Annotated in this window: 23 protein-coding genes; all 23 read right to left on the bottom strand. The window is 43.9% G+C overall.

Annotated elements, in window-relative coordinates; genetic code table 11:
* Positions 1 to 43 precede the first annotated feature (43 nt).
* The gene (flhB, locus tag L5M10_RS07350; protein ID WP_263255099.1) at positions 44 to 1174 is read right to left on the bottom strand and encodes a flagellar biosynthesis protein FlhB; all 1131 of its coding nucleotides are present in this window, start codon (positions 1172 to 1174) and stop codon (positions 44 to 46) included.
* Between the two features lie 18 nt (positions 1175 to 1192).
* Entirely contained in the window at positions 1193 to 1990 is a 798-nt protein-coding gene (fliR, locus tag L5M10_RS07345; RefSeq protein ID WP_028761179.1) for a flagellar biosynthetic protein FliR, read from the bottom strand.
* Positions 1991 to 1994: 4 nt separating this feature from the next.
* Positions 1995 to 2264 (bottom strand): flagellar biosynthesis protein FliQ, encoded by a 270-nt coding sequence (gene fliQ / locus L5M10_RS07340; RefSeq protein WP_012587225.1) that lies wholly within the window; start codon positions 2262 to 2264, stop codon positions 1995 to 1997.
* Between the two features lie 18 nt (positions 2265 to 2282).
* Positions 2283 to 3029 (bottom strand): flagellar type III secretion system pore protein FliP, encoded by a 747-nt coding sequence (gene fliP, locus L5M10_RS07335; protein WP_028761180.1) that lies wholly within the window; start codon positions 3027 to 3029, stop codon positions 2283 to 2285.
* Positions 3026 to 3454 (bottom strand): flagellar biosynthetic protein FliO, encoded by a 429-nt coding sequence (gene fliO, locus L5M10_RS07330; protein WP_105251944.1) that lies wholly within the window; start codon positions 3452 to 3454, stop codon positions 3026 to 3028. Before fliO ends, fliP begins: the two co-directional genes overlap by 4 nt.
* A 30-nt stretch (positions 3455 to 3484) precedes the next feature.
* Positions 3485 to 3865, bottom strand: coding sequence for a flagellar motor switch protein FliN (gene fliN, locus L5M10_RS07325; RefSeq protein ID WP_028761182.1), 381 nt, complete (start codon positions 3863 to 3865; stop codon positions 3485 to 3487).
* A gap of 11 nt (positions 3866 to 3876) precedes the next feature.
* Positions 3877 to 4905, bottom strand: coding sequence for a flagellar motor switch protein FliM (gene fliM, locus L5M10_RS07320; protein WP_105251943.1), 1029 nt, complete (start codon positions 4903 to 4905; stop codon positions 3877 to 3879).
* 39 nt (positions 4906 to 4944) lie between these two features.
* Entirely contained in the window at positions 4945 to 5472 is a 528-nt protein-coding gene (fliL, locus tag L5M10_RS07315) for a flagellar basal body-associated protein FliL (RefSeq protein ID WP_028761184.1), read from the bottom strand.
* Between the two features lie 84 nt (positions 5473 to 5556).
* Entirely contained in the window at positions 5557 to 7152 is a 1596-nt protein-coding gene (locus L5M10_RS07310) for a flagellar hook-length control protein FliK (protein ID WP_113939468.1), read from the bottom strand.
* 241 nt (positions 7153 to 7393) lie between these two features.
* Positions 7394 to 7840 carry a flagellar export protein FliJ gene (fliJ, locus tag L5M10_RS07305; RefSeq protein ID WP_028761186.1) on the bottom strand — a complete coding sequence of 149 codons (447 nt, stop codon included), beginning with the start codon at positions 7838 to 7840 and terminating at the stop codon, positions 7394 to 7396.
* Between the two features lie 29 nt (positions 7841 to 7869).
* Positions 7870 to 9207, bottom strand: a complete 1338-nt coding sequence (gene fliI, locus L5M10_RS07300) for a flagellar protein export ATPase FliI (protein WP_263255098.1) — start codon at positions 9205 to 9207, stop codon at positions 7870 to 7872.
* Positions 9176 to 10171 carry a flagellar assembly protein FliH gene (gene fliH, locus L5M10_RS07295; protein ID WP_263255096.1) on the bottom strand — a complete coding sequence of 332 codons (996 nt, stop codon included), beginning with the start codon at positions 10169 to 10171 and terminating at the stop codon, positions 9176 to 9178. The genes fliI and fliH overlap by 32 nt, the downstream gene beginning before the upstream one ends.
* Entirely contained in the window at positions 10158 to 11210 is a 1053-nt protein-coding gene (gene fliG / locus L5M10_RS07290) for a flagellar motor switch protein FliG (protein WP_028761189.1), read from the bottom strand. The genes fliH and fliG overlap by 14 nt, the downstream gene beginning before the upstream one ends.
* Complete coding sequence (fliF, locus tag L5M10_RS07285) at positions 11203 to 12891, bottom strand: flagellar basal-body MS-ring/collar protein FliF (RefSeq protein ID WP_028761190.1); 1689 nt, start codon at positions 12889 to 12891, stop codon at positions 11203 to 11205. Before fliF ends, fliG begins: the two co-directional genes overlap by 8 nt.
* Positions 12892 to 12936: 45 nt before the next feature.
* The gene (gene fliE, locus L5M10_RS07280; protein ID WP_028761191.1) at positions 12937 to 13272 is read right to left on the bottom strand and encodes a flagellar hook-basal body complex protein FliE; all 336 of its coding nucleotides are present in this window, start codon (positions 13270 to 13272) and stop codon (positions 12937 to 12939) included.
* Positions 13273 to 13503: 231 nt separating this feature from the next.
* Entirely contained in the window at positions 13504 to 14847 is a 1344-nt protein-coding gene (locus L5M10_RS07275) for a sigma-54-dependent transcriptional regulator (RefSeq protein WP_198572626.1), read from the bottom strand.
* Positions 14840 to 15922, bottom strand: coding sequence for a sensor histidine kinase (locus tag L5M10_RS07270; protein ID WP_263255095.1), 1083 nt, complete (start codon positions 15920 to 15922; stop codon positions 14840 to 14842). Before L5M10_RS07270 ends, L5M10_RS07275 begins: the two co-directional genes overlap by 8 nt.
* 109 nt (positions 15923 to 16031) lie before the next feature.
* Positions 16032 to 17465 carry a sigma-54 dependent transcriptional regulator gene (locus L5M10_RS07265; RefSeq protein ID WP_105251936.1) on the bottom strand — a complete coding sequence of 478 codons (1434 nt, stop codon included), beginning with the start codon at positions 17463 to 17465 and terminating at the stop codon, positions 16032 to 16034.
* Between the two features lie 287 nt (positions 17466 to 17752).
* The gene (gene fliS, locus L5M10_RS07260) at positions 17753 to 18163 is read right to left on the bottom strand and encodes a flagellar export chaperone FliS (RefSeq protein WP_113939464.1); all 411 of its coding nucleotides are present in this window, start codon (positions 18161 to 18163) and stop codon (positions 17753 to 17755) included.
* An 8-nt stretch (positions 18164 to 18171) separates the two neighbouring features.
* The gene (locus L5M10_RS07255) at positions 18172 to 18525 is read right to left on the bottom strand and encodes a flagella biosynthesis chaperone for FliD, FliT (protein WP_263181641.1); all 354 of its coding nucleotides are present in this window, start codon (positions 18523 to 18525) and stop codon (positions 18172 to 18174) included.
* A gap of 110 nt (positions 18526 to 18635) precedes the next feature.
* Complete coding sequence (gene fliD / locus L5M10_RS07250) at positions 18636 to 19991, bottom strand: flagellar filament capping protein FliD (protein ID WP_263181642.1); 1356 nt, start codon at positions 19989 to 19991, stop codon at positions 18636 to 18638.
* Between the two features lie 148 nt (positions 19992 to 20139).
* Entirely contained in the window at positions 20140 to 20538 is a 399-nt protein-coding gene (locus L5M10_RS07245; protein WP_411569340.1) for a flagellar protein FlaG, read from the bottom strand.
* A gap of 292 nt (positions 20539 to 20830) precedes the next feature.
* Positions 20831 to 21473: flagellin (locus L5M10_RS07240; RefSeq protein ID WP_263255093.1), on the bottom strand; the 643-nt coding region annotated here is incomplete at its 5' end.

Raw genomic sequence — 21473 nt, 5'->3', positions numbered from 1 at the left:
ACATCATCAGCTTTGCCAATGACTACCATCTGAGACTAGTGGTTCAATATTTCAATTCATCTGGTATAGGTTGATTGAGTGGGACAGGAATAGGTTTACGGCCGCGTCCTTTTTGATATTGGCGCAGCTGGAATACATAAGCCAAAATCTGTGCGACAGCAGTAAACAAACCTTCAGGGATCTGCTGATCTAACTTAGTCGTATGGTAAATAGCCCTTGCAAGTGGTGGGGCCGAGACAATCGCAATATTGTGCGCGCGGGCAATCTCACGTATTTTAAAGGCCACATCATCAACACCTTTCGCTATCACAAAGGGAGCCGCAGAGCGCTGCACATCGTATTTAATCGCAACGGCAAAATGCTCAGGGTTAACGACAATCACATCGGCATTTGGCACTTCAGCCATCATTCGACGCTGCGCCAACTCGCGCTGTAACTGCCGTACTCGCCCTTTGACTTCAGGCTTCCCTTCAGTATCTTTATACTCATCTTTTACTTCTTGTTTGGTCATCTTAAGTTGTTTGTTGTGATTCCAAAGTTGAAATGGCACATCTATGACAACAATAAACAAAATCGAGGAACATAACAGGATAAACATCCAAACCAACAAATCTAATGCATGGTAAACATTACCAGGAAGATGATCGCTAGACAGCAACATGATGTCATTGAAATAGAAACTTAATAAAAAATAAGCAGAAAACGCTACTACCGAAAATTTAGCAATGCCTTTGGTGAGCTCAACCAGAGCCTGCACGCCAAACATGCGTTTAAAACCAGCAAGGGGACTCATTTTACTGGCTTTTGGCATCATAGCTTGGGTCGAAAAATTGATTCCTCCAAGAGAGACGTTACCAATAAACGCAACAACCACAATCAGTAGCATAATTTTAGCCATGGGCCAGGCTATTTCACTCGCAACAACACCCCACACGTTGAACATTTCATTAGTATCAAAAATTTGCGCCCTATCCATGGTAAATACAATTTCAAACACCCGAGTTAGGCTAATGGCCAAACTCGGGCCTAGCATATAAAACCCACATGCCGCCGAAATCAATACCGCTGCAGTCCCGAGTTCTTTCGAACGTGCAATTTGTCCTTTTTCCCGCGCCTGTTCTAGACGCCTCCCCGTGGGTTCCTCTGTACGTTCGCCACTTGATTCTTCAGCCATGGGCTTCTCCTAATCCCATCATATCAAGCCATCAGCGTTACATTGGAGCGCTAACATATCGCAAAGCAGCACTTGAGCCGTCGACCATACTTCATCGAAGTGCGCCATTACCGGTGTTAGGGTTAACCACAGAATAAACAGTCCACCAATCATAGTGATCGGAAAACCAATAGAGAAAATATTCAATTGCGGCGCGGCGCGGGTCATGACCCCGAAGGACAAGTTGACTAATAACAAGGCGATAATCGCAGATATCGACATAGTGAGTGCCGCACCAAACATATACGACCCCCAATCAGCCAGCGATCGATAACTTGTCAGTGTTAAGCCTTGATTAGAAATCGGCAAAGTTTCAAAGCTTGCCACTAGCATACGGATCATCAAAAGATGGCCATCCACAGCTAAGAAAATCAATGTCGCCAATAAAAGAAAAAAGTTACCAATAACGGGTGTTTGTTGGCCAGAACCGGGATCAACCATAGAGGCAAAGCCTAAACTAGTCTGCATACCAATGATCTGTCCGGTGAGCACAAAGACTTGCATCACCATTTGAGTCACAAATCCCATGGCAACACCGATTATAATTTGCTGCGCCGTGATGAACACTGCGCTTAACGAAAATAAATCCACATTTTGAGTTGGAGGAAGAACGGGTGCTATCGCAAAGGTAATTGCCATCGCCAATAATAAACGCACTCGAGTTGGTGTCGTTGCCGCCCCAAATACTACCATGACCATCAACATGCTCGCGACGCGAAACAATGGCCAAATATAAGCAGCAATGGTTTGCATTAAGGTATCGAGCAGCAGCTCCATCGCGTTAGCCTATCACTTGAGGAATGCGATTCACCATCTCGATGAAAAAGTCCATCAGGGTTTCAACTAACCAATGTCCCATAAACATTAGGCCAAAAAGTGTCACTAACAAACGCGGAAGGAAACTTAAGGTTTGCTCGTTAATAGAAGTCGCCGCTTGAAACACAGCAACAATTAACCCAATTCCCAGCCCAGGCAACACAATAGCAGACACCATCATAACGATAACAGCGAGAGCTTCACGAAAAATATCAATTAGCGCCTCAGGACTCATGTGTTTACTCTCCCTTAGCTATCCGAAACTATTCGCTAATGTCCCGAGGACTAAGCTCCAACCATCTACGAGCACAAACAACATGATCTTAAACGGCAGCGACACTATCATGGGGGATAACATCATCATACCCATAGCCATCAAGATACTCGCCACCACTAAATCGAGTACTAAAAAAGGCACAAATAGCATAAAGCCAATCTGAAATGCGGTTTTTAACTCACTGGTAATGAAAGCGGGCACTAACACACTCATAGGTGCTTCTTCTGGAGACTTAATATCCTTATAGCCAGAAATCTCAATAAAGGTCTTTAAATCCGTCGTTCTTACTTGTCCCAACATAAAGCCTCTCAGTGGCTCTTTCCCTTTATCAAACGCTTGCTGCAAGGTTAATTGCTCATCGATATAAGGCTTCACCCCTTCATCATAAATCCGGTCGAATACCGGTGCCATGATAAAAAAAGTCATGAACAAACTCATGCCAATTAAGACTTGATTAGATGGAGTCTGTTGTAATCCAATGGCTTGGCGTAATATCGACAGGACAATGATAATCCGCGTGAAAGAGGTCAACATGATGAGCATCGCAGGTAAAAAACTCAGCGATGTCATCAGCAGTAAAATCTGCATTGTGACCGAATATTCCGTTGAGCCGTCTGGCGCCGTTGTTACTGTTACAGCAGGTAAGACGCCATCTGCGGCCCATGCTGACGGCATCAATAGCAGCATAACTAACCCAACTAACGCGAGGATACGTGTTGTCATTGTTTTAATTTCGCCTGGCGTAATCGACTCGCAAACGAATCAGCTTCTAGATGGATAGGTTCAGCTAACTTATCAATCAAACTCACCTGCTGCGAGCTAACTCCAAGTAAATATTGTTGTTCTCCCACCTGAACCAAGACTAAACGCTCTTTTTGACCGAGGGAAGTCACAGCAATAGTCTTTAGCACGCCATTGGTCGTGGGGACTAAATTAAACCTTCTCAGTAAATAAGCTAACGCGAAAATTAATAATAAAACCAGAATCAAGCCGCCTAACATACTTGCTAAGGTCGCAACTTGAGAAGGTTCTGCCATTTTTGTAGCAGCAGGCGCTATTGAAGCAATATTCGCTGCGCCTTCCCCACCGAGGCTATCGGCGCTCGCTTGAACCGCTACCACTAAACTCTGTATTACCGATGTGCTCATTTAAAGTTCCAACGACTTTTACATCTCGTATTATTTAAGCTTTTTAATTCGCTCAGTTTGACTGATCACATCCGTTAAGCGAATACCGAATTTATCGTTTACCACCACCACTTCACCGTGAGCGATAAGCGTGCCATTGACCATCACATCTAACGGTTCACCTGCAACTCTATCTAACTCAACCACAGAACCTTGGTTAAGTTGTAATAAGTTTCGAATACTAATATAGCTACGGCCCACTTCCATCGAAATGGTGACAGGAATATCTAAAATTGTATCTAACTTAGCCGCTTCAGCCTTAGAAATAGGTCTTGAATCATCAACCAGCTCATCGAGTTCAATTGCGTTGGCTTCTTCTAACGCTTGTTCTGCCATTGCTGCAGCCCAATCATCCGTATCGTCTGTGCTCATCTTACTTCACCTTATAATTCTGATATATCACGAGATTTACCCTTACGCGTCACCAATTGCAGCTCAGATTTAACTGTCTCTGGCCGAGGGATTTTCTCACATATTTTAAGCGCTAGGTTATCTCTAGAACGGCCCATTTTACAACGATATGTCGGTAAATCCTCGATTTTCATCATGATAAACTCGGGTAACTCAATAGGAATAATATCGCCCGCTTTAAAATTCATAACCTCTTTGAGCGTTAATTCATGTTCAACAATATTGGCATCGAACCCGACCTTCACATCCATGATTTCATCGTGCAATGCCTGTGACCAACGCATATCAGTATCTTGCTTGTCACTTTGCACACCCGCATCGAGTAACTCTCGGATAGGTTCAATCATGGAGTAAGGCATAGTGATATGAAAATCACCACCACCTCCATCGACTTCAATATGGAATGAATTAATCACCACAACTTCGGTAGGACTAACAATGTTCGCCATGGCGGGATTGACTTCAGAGTCCAAATAATCAAACTCAACATCCATTACGGGCGCCCAAGCATCTTTATAATCTTCAAATATAATCTTAAGCAGTAACTGCACTATTCGTCTTTCTGTCGGCGTAAATTCTCGCCCTTCAATCTTGGCATGGAAACGCCCATCGCCACCAAAGAAGTTATCTACTAGGATAAATACCAGTCGCGCTTCCATGGTGATCAATGCTGTGCCTTTGAGTGGGCTAAAACGCACCATATTCAAGCTAGTTGGAACAAAAAGCGTATGTACGTACTCACCAAACTTGAGCATCTGTACACCGTTGATCGACACTTCGGCCGCTCGGCGCATCATATTAAACATGCTGATGCGCAAATGGCGCGCAAAACGCTCATTCACGATTTCCAGCGTCGGCATACGCCCACGAACTATTCGATCTTGGGAAGAGAAATCGTAGGAACGGGCATCTTCTCCAACAGCGTCAATTTCGTCATCATCAACGTCATCAACCCCGTGCAATAGCGCATCAATTTCGTCTTGGCTTAATAAATCACTCACTATATTGCCTTCGCCTCTTTTGGTGCTGAAGTTAAAGGATTATTGCATTACAAAACCGGTAAATAGTACTTTCTCGACAACCTTACGCCCAGTTACTGACTGTAGAGTATTTTGCACACTCAAAAGTGCTAACTGCCGTAACTCATCTTTCCCCGCTTGCGTGCTGAGCTTTTGCACATCTGCACCACTAAAGGTCGTTAAAAGCGCATCTTCAATCAGCGGAATATGTTTTTGTGTTAGCACATCATCATCGGTACCACGCACCATAAGCTGCACTTTAATCTCAACTAAACGAGCCCTATCAGGCCCTGGTAAGTTGAATAAAAAAGGACGTGGCATAGGCACGTATGATGCGGTAGCTACTTCTCCTGATGCTGGTACTTCAGCCTGAACAGCACTATCTGCTGCTACGGCGGGAACCTCTTCGGTACTGCTTCCCATAAAGAACCAGACACCGCCACCGATTAACAGCGCGACTAAAACGCCTACACCAGCAAAAATAAATAGTTTCTTCTTACTCTTAGGCTCTTCAGTACTTTCAAGTTCTAACGATTCTTCCTTAGCCATCACTATTCTCTTTAATTTAGGCGGAAACTCATTACAGTTTTATTTGAAACGTAATTATGTCAGTCATTGCTATAGGTTACCTGCTTAAGCGTAATAATCTATACCTGAAGTTACACTAATCGCTTGATTTAAACCTAAATGTAACTCTTCTGCCGAGATTTCATCCATATCAGCCGCATTTGAACTGCCGCCATCACCGAAACTACCTTCCCGACGCTCACCTTGATCGCCTTGAGAAACATGGCTGTCAGCCAACTGCATCCCTTGCTCTTGCAATAACTCACGTAATCTTGGCATAGCTTGTTCAACCAGATCACGCGTTTGCGGCTGAGTAACATGGAACTGTACTTGGGTTTGGTCGCCATGCACTTGGATCTTTACCAACATATGCCCAAGCTCAGGGGGATCGAGCCGGATTTCCGCATGTTGGATGCCTTGACTCACCATAGTAATCAATTGCTGCTTCATTACAGGTGAAAATCGTTGGATCATCTCCTGCATTTGGTTTTGCTGTTCTACTCCTTGACGCAATGACAGCTGAACTTGCATGGTTTCTTGGCGATTTAATTGTGACATCGAGAGTGTCTGTATGGATGATGTCGACTTAAGTTCTGAGAAAGTATTACTATCATCCATAAAACTTTCGTCTCTGGGAATATCCATCGCAACCGTTAATTTAGCATCTTTCAGTAATAGGTTAGCAGCCAAATCGGAATTGGGACTCCCATCAAGATCACTTTCTGTTACAGATGTTGTATCTAATGGTTCAGATGAAGTTGAAGAGCCTAAGGTATTCAGGTCGAAAGTATTTCCCGAGGTCGCGATATTAGCCGTATTGGGACTATTCACTGTCGAGCTACTAGTCGTTGCTTTTGCCGCAGTGTTGGTTGCCGACTTTATCGTTGCACTGTTCGCTAAGCCCGCTTGATTAATCACAGCATTAAGTGTGACCTCATTCTCAACTAAAGACTCATCTATACTCACCCCGACTTCAGTGGCAGAGACAAGCTCAGTGTCTTCTAAAGGTAATTCTGAAGCGTCATCGGTCAAATTTGGATCAATCACAGCATCACTATCCGCTGACACTTCAAGTATATTTGGGTCTATGGGGAGAATTTGTACGAGTGACTTATCAGTCAAAGAAGATGGTTTCACGTCATCTGCGATTGAAATTGCTGCCATATCTGGGCTAGTAGAAACTAACTTTTGTAATTCAGCAGAAAAACCCGCGTCATCGGCATCTATATCTGATGCCAGTTCAATCTCAGCAGAAACAGTAGATGCCAATGCTGAGCCGATTAATAACGCTGATGAAGTATCAATATTTTCTTCACCAGTTATATCTTCTTCAGCATTTAAAAATGCTAGCGGCAAACTATCTCCATCTGATGCCGTTTTCTTCATATCATTTGCCATGCTAATTTGGGCAAAAATGAGATTTACGTCGGCGTCATCAGTTGATATATCGTCATCTTTTACTTTATCCGCAGAGGTAACCTGCACAGTATCATCAGTGTTAGCAATGGTTTTTTTAGACGCAGAAATAGAAAATGAGCTAGCGGTGACTGACGCAAGTGTAGATGAAAAGTCTTCATTATTAGACTCTTGGGAAGATGTCTTAGCGGAATTGGCCGCAGAGTTGCCTGTTTTACTTAACAGGATATTGGTCATTTGTTGCATAAGTGCTCCCAAACATCACCCAGCAAAAAAAGAAAATGGCTAGGTAGAAACGTCAATTAAACACTGCGGTTGCAGGGTCATGGACTAAATCAAAGCAAATAAGATGCCAAAACATCAGGTTTTACGACAGCATATCGAAAAGAATTAACTCTGGGAGGTGTCAAATTGATGCTTATGCCATCAATACAAAAAACTAAAGAGCCTATCCGGCTCGCGAGCAGTAAAGATGCCTATCATTTCACTAACGTTGATGACGGCGATAAAATTGCTGGGAAGCAAATTCATCGGTCATTTTTTGCTCCCTTTTTTGTTCAACCACTTGACGCTTCTTCTCTTTACTGGCTAAGAGTAATTCTACTGCCTTACGTTTTTTTTGCTTTTCCAACCAATGTTGTTGTCGATATTCTTTTTGCTTTTCACCGTCGGCTACGACGCGATTTTGCTGGATAATTGCGTCATCGATCTGACGAATAAAACGGTGAAACTGGTGATAGTGACTAGCACTGATGGCTTGACCTTGCTGGGATTGCATTTGCTTCATGTATTCTAAGCGATAGTTATTCAGAGCACTGAGTTGATTCAACCGTTTTTGACACTCTAACTGCGCCGATTTTAACAATAACGCCGCTTGTTCTTCGGCATCATTGGCAAGCTTTAACACTAACAACAAGGGATCGGCATTAGCCATACTAGACCTCGATTAATTCGATGACGCCATTATTTGCACTGTGCAGCAAGTTGCCCAAGCATGACTTGGCTATCGGCAAAGCTAAATGCATCACGCATGGTTTGTCGCAAAAAGGCATTCATTGCTGGCTGCAGTCGTATCGCATTATCAATGCGAGGATCGCTTCCTTGGGCATAGGCCCCAATAGAAATCAAATCTCGATTTTGCTGATACAAAGAATAGGTTTGTTTCACGCGGCGCATCGCCTCCAAATGTTCATTGGAAATCACCATAGGCGCGACTCGGCTAATAGAAGCTTCAATATCAATCGCAGGATAGTGCCCCGAATCCGCAAGCGAACGTGACAAGACAATGTGACCATCAAGGATCGCCCGCGAAGCATCGGCAATGGGATCCTGTTGATCGTCTCCTTCCGTCAACACAGTATAAAATGCCGTAATTGAACCTTGCCCAGGGCCACCGTTTCCGGCGCGCTCAACTAAACGTGGCAATTTTGCAAACACAGAAGGCGGATAACCTTTAGTCGCAGGCGGTTCACCCACAGCCAAAGCAATTTCACGCTGCGCTTGGGCGTAGCGCGTTAAACTGTCCATAAGCAATAAAACGTTATAGCCTAAATCGCGGAAGTATTCGGCAATACGAGTCGAGGTTTCACAGGCGCGAAGGCGCATCAAAGGCGATGTATCCGCAGGCGCAGCAACGACGACCGAACGCGCTCGACCTTTCTCACCAAGAATTTCCTCAATAAACTCTTTCACTTCCCGGCCCCGTTCACCCACTAGCCCAACCACAATAATGTCGGCGGTAGTACCGCGAGTCATCATACCTAAGAGCACACTCTTACCGACACCTGAGCCCGCAAACAAGCCCATACGTTGGCCTTTGCCCACGGTCAGCATAGCGTTGATAGCGCGAACGCCAACGTCCAGCGGTTCAGTAATGGCACGGCGAGATAAAGGATTAATGGCAGCGCTATGTCTTGGCGCTTGTTGGTCGGTTTGCAACGCGCCTAAACCATCTAAAGGCACGCCGTTACCATCGAGTACGCGTCCTAGCAGGGATAAACCAACATTGAGTCCAGTTTGTTCCCCCAAAGGCACAACCCGCGCACCAGGCAATACACCACGCAATTCTTCAATGGGCATTAAATATAATAGTTCGCCATCAAACCCGACCACCTCGGCGATTAACTCGCCCACCATGGTTTCAATCGAACATAAACTGCCCACAGGCGCACGGCAACCGCTTGCTTCTAAGGTTAAGCCGACAACACGCACCAGTTGACCACTGGCCACTGCGCGAAATGGCGGCACCTTACCCTGATGATGATTAAGCCTATTCAGCAGTTGATGTTGGCGATTTTGCATCTGATTCTGCCTCTAATTGCTCACCTGTGTTTGAGGCAAATTGTATATCCTCAGCATGTTGAGAAACCGTATCGACAACCTGATCATCAAGCTCTGATCCCACAGCCTCAGAAGCAGCAATGTGTTTTGCGGTATCTTCAACCTCTATCGCCTCTTGCAGTTGACGCTGCTTGTCACTTAAGTGAGCATGTTGGTTCCGTAAGGACTCAAATACAGCATCGATACGCGATGCGAGGGTCAAATCCACTAAAGAACGATGACTACTGAGAATACAGTCACCTGGACTTAAGGAAGGGTCAACTTCAAGTTCCCACTTACTGCGGGTCAATTGAGCGCTGGAATAAAGTTGTTCGACTAAAATAACATCGTCAGGATGCAAGCGGATTGTGACTGTTTGTTCTTTTATCGGCAACGATTCTATACCTAAGCGCAATGCCGAAAGCACTTGTTCTGGATGAGTTTTTAATTCGTGGCCAATGACAGATTTCGCTAATGTCATACTCAGGTTCAATAGCGAGAGTTCAATATCGCCATCGAGCAATTGCAATGGTTTTTCAAATTGGGCTAATAAGGTTTCAAAACGCGAGAGCAATATTTTTGCTTGGGCTAAACCGGTTTCTAATCCTTGCTCATGCCCTTGAGCGAGCCCTTCAGTATGGCCCTGCTCTAACCCTTCTAAACGCCCTTTTTCTAGCCCTTGCTCATACCCTTGCTGCTTACCCTCGCTAAAGCCTTCTTCTTCGGCTTGGGCGCGAATGTCTTCAATCTCAGCCATAGTCGGTGGAGAAACACTTTCCACTGTAGTCGACTTAGCGGCTTGATGATTCGAATGGCCGAACAGATTTGAGATAGAATCATCATCGGCTTCAGTCACATCTGGCAGCGCCCAGTGACTAAATTCGACATCTCCTTCGCTCAAGACTTTATTCAACAATTTATTGTCGCTCGGATTAGAGGAACTCATCGCCACCACCGCCGCCTAACATGATTTCGCCGCTGTCACTTAAGCGACGAGCAATAGACAGGATTTCTTTTTGTGCGACTTCCACTTCACTGATACGGATTGGGCCCATAGCTTCAAGATCATCACGCAATAATTCAGCGGCACGTTTTGACATGTTACCCAATATTTTTTCTTTCAGCTGATCATCTGTGCCTTTGAGCGCCTTCATCAGTACATCTTGCTGCACTTCACGCAACAGAGCTTGAATACCGCGGTCATCGACATCGATTAAGTTTTCAAATACAAACATCAAATCTTGGATTTGCTGCGCCATTTCTTCATCAGACTCGCGCATGGTTTCCATCAACTGACTTTCGATACCCGTATCTAAGTAGTTCATTATGTTGGCGGCCGCTTTTAAGCCACCCATTTTCGCAGCTTGGGCGCCACCTTGACCGGCAAACTGTTTCTCCATGATGTCGTTCAACTCTTGCAGTGCAGCGGGCTGCACTTCTTCAAGATTTGCAATACGCATCATCAAGTCTAAGCGGGTATTCTCAGGGAATTGACCAAAAATTTCCGCCGCTTGATCGGGTTCTAGATAAGACAAAACAATGGTTTGAATCTGTGGATGTTCGTTTTGAATAATGGTCGCCACTTGGCGCGCATCCATCCACTTCAACGAGTCCAAACCTTTAGCGCCACTGCCCATGATAATCTGTTCAATCAGATTACCCGCTTTATCTTCACCCAGCGCAGCGGTTAAGGCTTTACGGACGAACTCTTCGCTGTTGAAACCAATTGAAGAATACTTTTGAATATCATCAAGAAACAGCTTATGTACCCCGATAACTTTTTCCTGACCAAACTCATCCATTGCCGCCATGGCCATACCCACTTTTTGCACTTGCTTCGGCTCTAAGTGTTTTAAAATGGATGCAGCATCAGCCTCACTCAAACTGAGGAGTAAAATAGCGGTCTTTTCAACGCCACTAATATCTTTGATATTAAAGGCAGGTGCGGCCGCAGGAGCCACTTCTTTCGTTTTATTCTCAGCCATTGTCTTGTAACCAGTTTTTCACGACTTGAGTAGAGAGCTCAGGCTCATTCGCCACGAGCGCACGGATAGCTTTAATCATATCATCATCTTTGTGAAGATTAGGGATATGAATTGAACCATCGTCAGCATAACTGTATTCCGCCTCTTGAGTATTGAGCATCCCTAGCGTATCAGCCGCATATTGGTCCTCAATTTCGGCTAATTCATTACCTAATCTGCCATCCTCAGGCATATTCACACTGTCAGGATAGATTAAGCGTTTCAGCATAGGACGTACCACAGCTAAAATCAGCACCAAAATCACTAGCGCACCAATCCCAAGCTTAATCGCACGCCAAAACCAAGGTTGCTCCCAAAGCTCAGGTGCGGGTAAATCTTCAACCAATTGATCCATAAAGGGAACGGTTACCACTTCCAGCACATCACCCCGTTGTGAGCTAAAACCAACCGCGCCTTCAAGCAAACGACGGATATTGGTCAGTTCTTGTTCGGTACGGGCAACACGGGCTACTTGACCATTTTCTCCAGCGGCGCCAGGTTTAAAGTCTACCGCGACTGAGACACTAATGCGGCGCACTGCGCCAACTTGCTGGCGGGTATGGCTAATGGTGGTATCTAATTCAAAGTTACGGGTCGCTTCGCGGTGCGAATTACCTGCTGCAGCTGTTGCTGACTCTGCCGCTTTTGTTGCATCTTCTGGAATATTAGACTCCATTGGCGGTTGATTGGATAACGCGCCAGGGATCCCACCAGAAGAGCCGCCAGTGGTGTTATTTTCAACTGTCATTTCACTGCGCAGTGCTGGTAAATCAGGGTTAAAACGCTTTGATGTTTGCTCAACAGCAGTAAAATCCATACTGACGTCGACTTGAGAGGTAAAATTATCAGGACCTAAAATTGGCACCAGAATCGATTCAATCTTAGTGCGATATTCAGCTTCTTTTTGCTGTACTAATTCAAGTTCACGCCGAGCCGTCGCAGACGCGCCATCTTGGCTGCCAGAGTTCAATAAACGGCCGTTAGAGTCAGTTACCGTCACCCTTGATGGTTCTAAACCTTGTACTGCAGAAGCAACAATATCGACGATAGCATCGACTTCACCTTGGCCTAAGCCACCGCGACGGGTATTGATCACCACAGTTGCACTCGGTTTAGAGGCATTGCGGGCGAAGACGTTTTCTTTAGGTAACGCAAGAATGACTTTGGCACGGCTGACACTTTGTAGTTGCTCAATCGCACGGGCGAGGTTTTCTTCTTGGCTATGCTTAAGACGAGCCTGTTCCATGCGTTGGCTGACACCAAAGCCACTGTCTTTATTCAAAAAATCTTGGTTGGCTGCAGGACTGTCGATACCAGCACGGCTCAACATCATTTTGACTTCTTGATATTTATCTTCAGGAACTTTAATAACGTCCACGTCGATTTGGTACTTAACTTTATTTTTATCAAGTACATCTAGCACTTGAACCATTTCCTGAGTTTCCATTTTACCCAATGGACGATACTCCGGCTCCTGTGCCCACAGCATGACAAATACCGCCAAGGCTAAACAAATCGCTAAGGCTAAAATCATAGTCACTTGGCGCATCATATCGACACCACCAAGATTTCCCATCATTCCTGACTTATGTTCTTGCTGAACACCTTGGTCAGCTAAACCGGAATTGGATCCGACAATCATTTCTGTACTCACGATTCGTACCTGCTAATTGGGTTATTCACTGGCCTAGACAGGCATGCTCATTATTTCTTTGTAGGCTTCGACAAGCTTATTACGCACTTGCACCGTCGCCTCGAAAGCGACACTCGCTTTCTCACGGGCAATCACAGTGTCCGATAAAGAAACGGTAGTATCACCCATCTCTAAACGTGTCGCGAGGTTTGACGATGCGGACTGTAAGCCGCTGACATTGCCGACGGCTTGCGAGAGTAACTGACCGAAGTCCGCACCACTGGTGTTATTCACTTGTTGCATGATATTTGGCTGAACGCCAAACGACGGCGTTATTTCGCCTTGGAGTTTCTGCATTTCCTGCAGGAATGAATTTGCGCCTATTTGCATGCTGAGCTCCCAGTCGTCGAATTCTTGACGATCAAAATACCGATAACGGGACAATGCAAAATAACGGCCAAGTTTTCAGATGGTCGTGATTGATAATAAATTGACGGGATAAGAAGATGCCAATATCTAAGGATTTTGGATGAAATGAGCCACTTTTGCAGTTGTGTGTTTTAATAAATACAGCCTCACACTCAATGTGGAGGCTGCGTGATGATAACTTGAATTTATAGACTAATTTGGCAGTTGGATCCCCATATCACGCATCCTTGCCATCTTGTATCTTAGGGTTCGTGCGCTAATTCCTAGCTTTTCGGCGACTAACTTACGACTTCCTTGGCATTGATTAAGGGTCTCTAAAATAATCACATGTTCTTGAGCTTTGAGCTCTTCACCTAAACCGTCTGGCTCAGAAGAAAATGGGTCTAGATCTTCACCGCTTAAAATCACATCCTGCGCATCGATAATAATGTCATTGGCAGTGATCAATTGACCAGCTCTTAATATCAAAGCACGCTGGATCACATTGTCGAGTTCACGTACGTTCCCAGGCCAGCGATGACTCAATAAACGTCGACGCGCATTCTCATCCAACTCAGGCACATCGGCAACATTCAATGCCTTAGCATGTTTAGCCAGTAAATGACGCGCAAGAGGTAAAATATCTGCAGGACGTTGACTTAACGCAGGCCAAGCTAAAGGAAATACGTTAATTCGATAGTAGAGATCTTCCCTAAATCCCCCTGCGGCGACCACTGCCTTTAAATCACGATTGGATGTAGCAAGCACGCGCACATCCAATTTAATAGTTTTACGGCCACCTAAACGCTCAACTTCACGCTCTTGCAAAACCCGCAACAACTTAGCTTGTAAGCCTAAATCCATCTCAGAGATTTCATCGAGCAGCAAAGTGCCACCTTGAGCCTGCTCAAATTTCCCCGGACACGCTTGATAAGCCCCCGTAAATGCACCCTTTTCATAACCAAAAAGGGTAGCTTCGAGCATGTTCTCGGGAATCGCGGCACAGTTAATGGCCACAAAGGCTTGATTAGCACGGCTACTGTGTTGATGAATATAACGGGCCAAAACCTCTTTACCCGAACCGCTAGGACCTAAGATCATGACAGAGGCATCGGAGGCGGCAACCCGTTGAGCCAGTGCTAATAAGGCTAAACTTTTTTCATCAGCGACGACGGGCTGATCCACATTTTGTTTTAATGGCAAATAGCGTGAGACTTGATTGAGTAACACTTCTGGTGCAAAAGGTTTAGCTAAATAATCAACAGCGCCTAATTTTATAGCGTTCACCGCGCTACCAATAGTCGCGTAGGCCGTCATCAACAGCACTGGCAACTTAGGATGATGCTGCTGCAGATAGTTCAATAAACCTAAACCACCAATACCTTGCATCTGCACATCGCTAATAACTAAATCAAACTGATGTTGTTTCAAGGCTAAAATAGCGTCTTCACCGGAGGCAACATCAACACACTCATACTGAGCCAGCATTAAGGTATCAAACAAGGCTTCACGTAATGAAGCATCATCCTCAACGAGCAATAACTTTGCTTCAGACATGGGTAATCTCCAAAGGTAATATCACCGCGGATTTAGCCCGTGGGAATACTAAAGACACAGTACAGCCTTTATTCGGTACACAACTGAGTTGCAGTTGCCCCCCATGATTGCGCACCACAGATTGCACAACGGCTAACCCAAGCCCAGTTCCCTGCGACTTAGTCGTAAAGAAAGGTTCAAATACCTTCTGCTGCATAGTGGCGTCTAAGCCTTTACCATTATCGATGACGTTCAATAATAACCGTTCGCCCTCTTCCTTCGCTTGGATACGAATTTCAGTTGCTCCGGCTTCTATGCTGTTCATGACTAAATTATTAATCGCCGAGCTTAATGCATTGGAATTAGCTAACATCGAGCTGCTTGACGCATCATCAAATAACAAGTCACAGCCTTGCTTTGCCGCTATTGGCTCACAATTTGCCAAAACATTGTCGATAACCTCAGCCAACGAGATTAGATCTCCAAGTTCATCCTGACGGCCTTTCGCCATCAATAGCATGTCGTTAACCTGCCGCTCGAGTTCATTGAGTCTATCAACAAGTTTTTGTTGAAATTTCGCTTTAGCAGCATCGGATAACTTAGGACTCGCAAGATTTGAAGCATATAACAAAGCGGCTGATAAAGGCGTGCGCACCTGATGAGCCAAAGTTGCTACCATCTTGCCCAGTGCAGATAAACGTTGTAAATGGGAGATATTTTTCTGTAATAACCGAGTTTCAGTCAGATCAGTTAACACAATTAATTGACCAGGCTCTGGCGTCAATGGCGTAATAGCTAATTTAACGCGACGGCCATTACGCAGCGACACTTCGTGGCCATCATCGTCCTGCGGCGCAAAGGCACTGTGGATCACATCAATCCAGCGAACGCCACATAAGGAGCGCTCAAGTAATTCAACTGCTACCGGATTGGCATCCGTGACTATACCGTCGCCATTGATAATCACCACGCCGGATGGCATAGCCTGTAAAATATGCTCCATTCGATTGGACATATTCGCGGCCTCACGCAGTTGGTTCCATTGTTTGCTAGTGTGCTTGAATGACTCAATTTGCGCTAGTGGGTTGGCTGACATAGTCACTCCGTCAAAAAATTGCTTATGACGGGGTGACTGCAGTATCTATGCCAAATTGGAAATTGAACTTTAGAGGTTAAAACAACTTATATAACAATAAAATAGAAAACTAATCTTTGGTCATTCCGTACTTACGCATTTTTTCTACAAGCGTTGTACGGCGTATTCCAAGCATTTCAGCAGCGCGAGCTACGACATTATCTTGTAGCTCTAGCGCCTGACGTATCATGTCTATTTCTAGTTCTGCTAACAAATCCTTAAGGTTCACACCTTCAGGCGGCAGCTCACTAGGGAAACGCGTTTCAGGGATTTCAACCGGCTCTTCATCGCTAAAGATAGAAGCTAAAGCATCACGTTCCTGTTGCTCTTCACTCATCTCTACACAATATTCGGGCACATCGATATGGCGATATTTGACAGGTAAATCGTTAACATCGACCAGTCCACCCGGATATAAAATGGTGAGGCGTTCGACTAAATTAGACAGCTCGCGCACGTTGCCCGACCAAGCATGTTCTTTCAGCGACTCTATCGCACGCTGCGTAAAACGCACCTTACCACGGCCTTCGTTATAGACTCGGCTAACTAACTCTTGTAATAGCAAAGGCACATCGTCCTTGCGATCACACAACGCGGGCATTTCAATCGGGAATACGTTTAGGCGGTAATAAAGATCCTCACGGAACTCATTAACGCTGATCATGGTTTCTAAATCTCTATGTGTCGCAGCAACTACGCGTACATCAGCATTAATTGTCTTAGTACCACCAACGCGCTCAAATACCCGCTCTTGCAGCACACGGAGTAATTTAACTTGCATTTGTAGTGGCATGTCTCCTATTTCATCGAGAAATAGTGTACCACCTTCAGCTAATTCAAAACGGCCTTTACGAGAACAGATTGCCCCAGTAAATGACCCTTTCTCATGACCAAATAGCTCACTCTCTAATAACTCAGGCGGTATCGCACCACAGTTAACAGGGATAAACGGACCATCACGGCGCTCAGACAAATAATGGATATTACGGGCGACCACTTCTTTACCTGTACCTGATTGACCCAGAACAAGCACAGTTGCCTCAGATGTTGCTACTTGATTTATCAAGTGTCTCACATTCGCAATACCATCACTGCGTCCCACTAAGCTTCGGAATAACTTTGTTTGATTCGCACTAGTAGGGACTTGAGGCCGTTTAACTTGACCGAATACTTGGCAAAAGTGTAATAATTCAGTGAGCTGAGGATACGTTAAAGGTTCTTCTATATGTCCAAGAATATTAGACACTTGCAGATCGTCAACATTGCCAAGCAACAGCATAGGTTGCCATGGATGTTGACCTGCGATGTTTTTAAGCCCATCAGCATCCATAACATCAGTTAGGATAACTAAAGCTCGAAAACGGGTATCTTGGAGGCTAGCACTTAATTTTTCGGTGTCAATTTGTACAAATTGCTCACCTAAAAAATCCAAAATGCAACACAGGCGATTTAATCGCTCTGATGGAGGGCCGATAAGTAAAATTCGTTGATCTGTTTGCATCATTCAGTAGGCCGTAAAGCTCTAATATGTATTAATTCGCATTAATTATTTATGATTAGTTGCTGTAAAAGCTTAACAAATTCAATGTAACAATCTGTGCCACCATCACTACTTGTGATGAATATTGTATTATCAGCAGACGAGAAGCAAGCCTCAGATGAGGTTTATGCCAAACTGAATTGATTTTAGTTCATTTACATCATGATTCTAGTCTAAAACGTCAATACTTTGACTTTAAGCCAAAAAAAAGACGCAACCAGTGCGTCTATTTTTAATAACGAAATAAGATATTAACCCGCTTCAGAATGCGCAGAAATATTATGTTTATCTGCAGGAATTGCATCCCAACTCTCTTTTAGAGTACGAACTAAGTCACTTACATCATCAATCGCTTGAACATCATTATTCAAATTCGCCTCTGAAATACGGCGCAACATAAAATCATATAAATTACTGAGATTGTAAGCAACACTGCCTTCAGCTTCCATATTTAGGCAGCTATTCAGCCCCGCGATAATCCCTAGCGATTTACCAATAAGAAGCCCTTTTTTTGCAAAATCACGCTGCTCTATTGCATATCGACTCTGAGCCAAACGCTCAAGCAAACCAGCAAACATCATTTGAATAATGCGGTGAGGGGATGCCACTGCTATTTCACTTTCTAAAGAAACCTTACGATATGACTGTAATGAACCTCTCATATTAGTACCTACCTATTTGCATCTATCGACTTGTATACATTGATATGACGTTGACTATTACTACCAGCATGCAATAGAGCTTGCCTGTCCAGTAAGAAAACATTGGCTTTCTCTGTACATGCTTGAGTTAATGAAAACTGTAACTGCAAATAATCTCTGTCAACAAATTGCTCATCTGCAACCAAAGCCTCAAGTAATAATTGACGCTGGCCAACAATTTCTTGCAATTTTAATACCAAAAAATCAATATTTTCATTATCTATTGATAATGTAGTCACTTGTCTAATGATTTCATTCATTTGCTCATTAAGAGAATCTAATGTGCTAACAACATTCTGTGTATTAATTTGGCTATGATGCATATATAGAATCTCTTACTCTGCCACTTTAGATAAAAAACTCATAAAATCCAAAAACTGGCAAACATCGTGTAAATCTATCTTACGGTAGGGACAATTTGGCTGATAAAATATTATCGTTTGCTCACAAGCCCTGGAAGAGAGTCGAGTCGCTGAGTTAGCATACTACCTTGAGCGTTCATCTGGCCAACAATCAAATCCATAGCATTGTACTGCTTTAATAACCTAGCTTCATAGGCCTTCATTTTTAAGGTAAGAGTCTCACGGCTATCGGTAATACGAGAAAGTTGAGTATCTAAACTTTCATCTCGACTATCTAAAATCCCCCCAGTTTTTACATAGGAGTCAGTAACATCTTTCATTCGTGTACCAAACCCAGTTTTTTCCGCTGAAAAAAAGTCGGATACGGCATTAATATCTTTACTTAGCACTTCATCAAGCTTTTTATCATCAATTTCAAGACTACCCGTCTGAGTGGTTTTTATACCCAGATTCGCTAACATCATAGAGCTATCACCACCACTCGTTGATGACAACACGCTTCTCATCTGATTTTGAACACCACGAATAACAGAATCACCCTGCAATACACCTGCTTTCTTAGTTTTTGGATCATAACCTGACATGCTAGACATCGTTTTCATTAACTCATTGTATGAATTAACAAAATCTTTGATGGCTGTTTTCGAAGAGTCACGATTAGGTTCAATTTTGAGTGTCGTTGTTTTATCTTTGTTAGCATCCGTCAATGTTAAGTTGATGCCAGTAATCGCATTCTTTACTTCGTTTGAATCAGAGGTCACTTTTAAGCCATCAACATACAAAATTGCATCTTTTGCAGGTTGTAATTCTGTCATAGTAAATGTATCAGATAATGCAGTTCCAGCGTCATCCGTGGCAGATGCTTGCACTACATTATCCTCGCCAGTCTTGTTGGATGTAAGCACTAACTGAGCACCATTGTCGCCCTTAATAATAGTCGCAGTCACTCCAACATTATCTTTAGAAGCATTGATGTTTTTCATAATGTCTTGCAGAGAGTCATCTGCACCAACCGCAACATTAAAGCTCTCACTTCCCACTGTCAGACTTAATGAGCCACTTCCTATTGGAGCCGTAACATCTGTAACTGCTGTAGAACCTAATTTATGACTTTCAGCCAACTGTTCAACAATGACTTTATAATTGCCAGCCACTGCAGTCGGGTCAACTGTTGCGGTCATAAAGTCTTTATTGGAAAGCGTACTCTTAAAACCTGTAAAGGTTTTAGCATCAGATAGAGGTTTTATTTTCTCTAAGAAATCAGACATTGCACTTTTCAATGCCCCCAGAGCAGAGATCTGAGTATTTATCTTACCTTCTTCGGCATTGAATTTAGCTTCTTTAGGCGCTTTTTCTGCATTAACTAGAGCGGTTACAATGCCGCCGATGTCCATGCCAGTACCTACACCTAATGATGTTAATCCCATATCCACCTCTGATCTGCGTCTAAAAACTTACCAATACGTATAGTTAATAGTATTAATACAGCAAAATTCACGCCAAGACTTCAGTTAATATGAATGGCTTACCACTCTAGACTGAACCTCTCATGAATGCATATTAAAAAACTACGACTTAAACCTCTGTTTTTATTAATGCACCTGTCACTTCAGACAGTTTTTCAGCCAAAGCAAGCGCCTCTTCACTGGGAATTTGTCGCAGCACTTCGCCAGAGTCTATATCCATAACACTGACAACGGGCCTATCAGAACTCGCATCAACTTTAAATGCTAATCCCTTACGCATCATAGTTACCATATCCGTCAGGTCACTCGCAACCTTATCTAACTGCTCAACATTCGTTTTAGTATCTTTTGTAGACTCGCCATCTTCTAGCATGTTCACGCTGTTTGATTCGCCAAACAAAGGCTTTATTGAACCACTTGACTCTTGCTGAAGAGATTGTGAAGGAGCTAATTTAAGCTCAGTCTTCAACCCCAATACATTAGATGTACTAACTGAATTAATATCCATCATGGCACCCTCTTAGTCACACTGACTGATGTACTCTGGTACTGCTAGAAAGTACTAACCTCACAGATGAAGCGCAAAGCTACACGCTTAAGCTTTATCTTCAAACATTTACTAATCCGCTTACTACTCTATATGGATGGTGCTGCTAAACGTTATTGACTAATAATCACTTTATTAACAACACTAAACTGACCATTTAATGCACAAAGGGAAGGGTCTAAACGAACCTCCCCTCTCAGTGCCAAACACTTAGCTGTCAATCATCTCAGTATGAGATAACCGCCAATCATAATTACAGCAATGACAGGGCAACTTGTGGTAATTGGTTGGCTTGTGCCAACATCGCAGAAGATGTCTGAGACAGAATCTGTTTCTTCGTCATATCTGCAGTTTCTTTAGCAAAGTCAACGTCCTGAATACGACTACGGGCATCTGCTACGTTAGTTTGTACGTTACCCAAGTTATTGATGGTGAAGTTCATACGGTTTTGTACTGCACCTAAATCAGCACGTTGAGAGTCAATACCTGCAATTGCAGCATCAATAACAGCTAAAGCATCCTGCGCACCTGAAGCAGTGCCAATATCAACCTCTTTTACGGACGCAAGGGTTGATGTTGTTCCCGCACCAGTAATTGCCGCAGAGGTACCTGTCACAGTAAACGCAGCACTTGAAGAGAATTTCAATTCAGAGTTTACAACCACACCGCCTGCATCAACAGTATCTGATGCACCTGCAACTCCATTGGTAACCGTTGCCATTGTTAAGGTGCCACCTGCAGGGCCTACAGCCTTAATCCCTGCAACTCCATCCGCTGAAATACTCAGTTTATTAGTGCTTGAATCATAGGAAGCAGAATAGCCATCCTTTCCAATAGCAGTAGCTAAATCCTTCATACTTCCGTTAAATTTGCTTAAATCGTAAGACGTAGTACCA

Source organism: Shewanella sp. SM32 (assembly GCF_025654235.1).
Taxonomy (GTDB): Bacteria; Pseudomonadota; Gammaproteobacteria; order Enterobacterales; family Shewanellaceae; genus Shewanella; species Shewanella oncorhynchi.
This window is presented reverse-complemented; position numbering and strand designations above follow the sequence as displayed.

Coding starts and splice junctions, on each gene's coding strand:
- L5M10_RS07265 (WP_105251936.1), bottom strand. CDS start 17,465: ATGATGCAAACAGATCAACGAATTTTACTTATCGGCCCTCCATCAGAG.
- L5M10_RS07310 (WP_113939468.1), bottom strand. CDS start 7,152: ATGCAACAAATGACCAATATCCTGTTAAGTAAAACAGGCAACTCTGCG.
- fliH (WP_263255096.1), bottom strand. CDS start 10,171: ATGAGTTCCTCTAATCCGAGCGACAATAAATTGTTGAATAAAGTCTTG.
- L5M10_RS07270 (WP_263255095.1), bottom strand. CDS start 15,922: ATGTCAGCCAACCCACTAGCGCAAATTGAGTCATTCAAGCACACTAGC.
- fliN (WP_028761182.1), bottom strand. CDS start 3,865: ATGAGCACAGACGATACGGATGATTGGGCTGCAGCAATGGCAGAACAA.
- fliS (WP_113939464.1), bottom strand. CDS start 18,163: ATGAGAGGTTCATTACAGTCATATCGTAAGGTTTCTTTAGAAAGTGAA.
- fliR (WP_028761179.1), bottom strand. CDS start 1,990: ATGGAGCTGCTGCTCGATACCTTAATGCAAACCATTGCTGCTTATATT.
- fliJ (WP_028761186.1), bottom strand. CDS start 7,840: ATGGCTAATGCCGATCCCTTGTTGTTAGTGTTAAAGCTTGCCAATGAT.
- flhB (WP_263255099.1), bottom strand. CDS start 1,174: ATGGCTGAAGAATCAAGTGGCGAACGTACAGAGGAACCCACGGGGAGG.
- L5M10_RS07245 (WP_411569340.1), bottom strand. CDS start 20,538: ATGGATATTAATTCAGTTAGTACATCTAATGTATTGGGGTTGAAGACT.
- fliG (WP_028761189.1), bottom strand. CDS start 11,210: ATGGCTGAGAATAAAACGAAAGAAGTGGCTCCTGCGGCCGCACCTGCC.
- fliL (WP_028761184.1), bottom strand. CDS start 5,472: ATGGCTAAGGAAGAATCGTTAGAACTTGAAAGTACTGAAGAGCCTAAG.
- fliE (WP_028761191.1), bottom strand. CDS start 13,272: ATGCAAATAGGCGCAAATTCATTCCTGCAGGAAATGCAGAAACTCCAA.
- fliI (WP_263255098.1), bottom strand. CDS start 9,207: ATGCAAAATCGCCAACATCAACTGCTGAATAGGCTTAATCATCATCAG.
- fliO (WP_105251944.1), bottom strand. CDS start 3,454: ATGAGCACATCGGTAATACAGAGTTTAGTGGTAGCGGTTCAAGCGAGC.
- L5M10_RS07255 (WP_263181641.1), bottom strand. CDS start 18,525: ATGCATCATAGCCAAATTAATACACAGAATGTTGTTAGCACATTAGAT.
- fliF (WP_028761190.1), bottom strand. CDS start 12,891: ATGATTGTCGGATCCAATTCCGGTTTAGCTGACCAAGGTGTTCAGCAA.
- fliP (WP_028761180.1), bottom strand. CDS start 3,029: ATGACAACACGTATCCTCGCGTTAGTTGGGTTAGTTATGCTGCTATTG.
- fliQ (WP_012587225.1), bottom strand. CDS start 2,264: ATGAGTCCTGAGGCGCTAATTGATATTTTTCGTGAAGCTCTCGCTGTT.
- L5M10_RS07275 (WP_198572626.1), bottom strand. CDS start 14,847: ATGTCTGAAGCAAAGTTATTGCTCGTTGAGGATGATGCTTCATTACGT.
- fliD (WP_263181642.1), bottom strand. CDS start 19,991: ATGGGATTAACATCATTAGGTGTAGGTACTGGCATGGACATCGGCGGC.